This window comes from Micromonospora sp. KC207 (assembly GCF_004348615.1).
In the GTDB taxonomy this organism is placed as follows: Bacteria; Actinomycetota; Actinomycetes; order Mycobacteriales; family Micromonosporaceae; genus Micromonospora.
Window position 1 is genome coordinate 1 of record NZ_SMKJ01000510.1, and the last position, 2,509, is coordinate 2,509.

General features: G+C 71.6%; 2 protein-coding genes. One reads left to right on the forward strand and one right to left on the reverse strand.

Translation table 11 applies throughout. The features are described from left to right. On the forward strand, positions 1-1,783 hold a 1,783-nt coding region (locus E1258_RS31920), incomplete at its 5' end, for a rhamnogalacturonan lyase (protein ID WP_132407612.1). Positions 1,784-1,983: 200 nt separating this feature from the next. On the opposite strand, the gene E1258_RS31925 is transcribed toward E1258_RS31920, so the two are convergent. Then, a partial coding sequence (locus tag E1258_RS31925) for an MsnO8 family LLM class oxidoreductase (RefSeq protein ID WP_132407614.1) occupies positions 1,984-2,509 on the reverse strand: 526 nt, incomplete at its 5' end.

A 2,509-nucleotide genomic window follows, 5' to 3' on the forward strand; every position in this document is an offset into this window, starting at 1 on the left:
GCCCACCACACCTCCGCCGACGACCCCGCCCGCCGGGGCCAAGCAGATGGAGGACCTCGACCGGGGGCTGATCAGCGTCCGCTCCGGCAGCGGCAACCTCGTCTCCTGGCGACTGCTGGGCACCGAGACCTCCGGGGTGTCGTTCAACCTCTACCGCGGCTCCACCAAGGTCAACGGCAGCCCGATCACCGGCGCGACCAACTACCTCGACGCCGGGGCGGCGGCCGGCTCGGCGTACAGCGTGCGGGCCGTGGTGGGCGGCACCGAGCAGGCGGCGTCCGCGCCCGCGCTCCAGTTCGCCAACGGCTACCTCGACGTGCCGTTGCAGGTCCCGGCCGGTGGCACCACCCCCTCCGGGGAGGCGTACACCTACTCGGCCAACGACGCCAGCGTCGGCGACCTCGACGGCGACGGTGACTACGAGATCGTCCTCAAGTGGGACCCGTCCAACAGCAAGGACAACTCCCAGTCCGGCTACACCGGCAACGTCTACGTCGACGCGTACACCCTCACCGGTACCCGGCTGTGGCGCGTCGACCTCGGCCGCAACATCCGCGCCGGCGCCCACTACACCCAGGTCCAGGTGTACGACTACGACGGCGACGGCGACGCCGAGGTGGCCATGAAGACCGCCGACGGCACCCGCTCCGGCACCGGCCAGCTCATCGGCTCGGCGTCGGCCGACTACCGCAACTCCAGCGGGTACGTGCTTTCCGGCCCCGAGTTCCTGACCATGTTCGACGGCCGCACCGGCGCCGCGCTGTCCACCGTCAACTACGACCCGCCGCGCGGCAACGTCTCCTCCTGGGGTGACAGCTACGGCAACCGCGTCGACCGGTTCCTCGCCGCCACGGCGTACCTCGACGGCCAGCGCCCCTCGCTGATCATGGCCCGGGGGTACTACACCCGCGCCGTCATCGCCGCCTGGGACTTCCGCAACGGCACCCTCACCAAGCGGTGGACGTTCGACTCCAACGCCTCCGGCAACTCCGCCGCCGCCGGCCAGGGCAACCACAACCTCTCCGTCGCCGACGTCGACGCCGACGGCCGGCAGGAGATCGTCTACGGGGCTGCCACCGTCGACGACAACGGCCGGCTGCTGTACTCCACCGGCAACGGCCACGGCGACGCCCTGCACGTCGGCGACCTCGACCCGAGCCGGTCCGGCCTGGAGGTGTTCAAGGTCGACGAGGACGCCAGCAAGCCCAGCTCGTACTTCGCCGACGCCCGCACCGGTCAGATCATCTGGTCCACCCCCGCCTCCGGCGACAACGGCCGGGGTGTCTCCGGCGACATCTGGGCCGGCAGCCCCGGCGCCGAGTCCTGGTCGTCGGCGGTGAGCTACCTGGCCAACACCCGGGGCCAGAACGTCGGCCGCAAGCCGTCCTCGGCGAACTTCCTCGCCTGGTGGGACGGCGACCCGGTCCGCGAGCTCCTCGACGGCACGAAGATCGACAAGTACGGCACCGGCGGCGAGACCCGGCTGCTCACCGGCAGCGACGTCGCCTCCAACAACGGCACCAAGTCCACCCCGGCGCTCTCCGGCGACATCCTCGGCGACTGGCGGGAAGAGGTGATCTGGCGCACCGGCGACAGCCGCGCGCTGCGCATCTACAGCACCCCGACCCAGACCGGCACCCGGATTCACACCCTGATGCACGACCCGCAGTACCGCGCCGCGATCGCCTGGCAGAACACGGCCTACAACCAGCCGCCGCACCCGGGCTTCTTCATCGGAGACGGCATGGGCGCCCCGCCCACGCCGAACATCTACCTGCGCTGACCGCGCTTCGATAGGGTGGCAGGCACCGGGCCGCAGCCGCGGAATCCGCACAGCTCCGGCCCGGTGCACCACACCGCAGCACCCCCGACCCGTCCCGACCGGGGAGTGCCGTACCACCACCGGAACCAAAGTTACGCGGCATGCGCAACGCAGCGGTGACGTCGGTATGAAGATCGTGTTTCGGGCGTTTCCAGACGGGTTCACCCGTCCCGGCGCAGCCCGCCCGCCACCTTCTCGGCGACCAGCTCGAACGAGCGCACCCGGTCCGCCCCGTCGTACACCATCGTCGTCAGCATCAACTCGTCCGCGCCGGTCCGCGCCAGCAGTTCCGCCAGCTGCCGGCCCACCGTCTCCGGCGAGCCCATGGCCTGCCCCTCACGCCGCTGCGCCACGAACTCCCGCTCGGCCTCCGTGTACGGGTACGCCGCCGCCTCCGCTGGCGACGGCAGCGGCTGCGCCCGCCCCGAGCGCATCTTCAAAAACGCCAGCGCGGCCGGCCCCGCCAGCCACTGCGCCCGCTCGTCGGTCTCCGCGCAGATCGTGTTCACCGCCACCATCGCGTACGGCCGCGACAGCCACCGCGACGGCCGGAAGTTCTGCCGGTACAGCGCCAGCGCCGGCACGGTGTGCTCGGCGCTGAAGTGGTGCGCGAACGAGAACGGCAGCCCCAGCAGCCCCGCGAGCTGCGCGCTGAACCCGCTGGACCCCAGCAGCCAGACCTCCGGC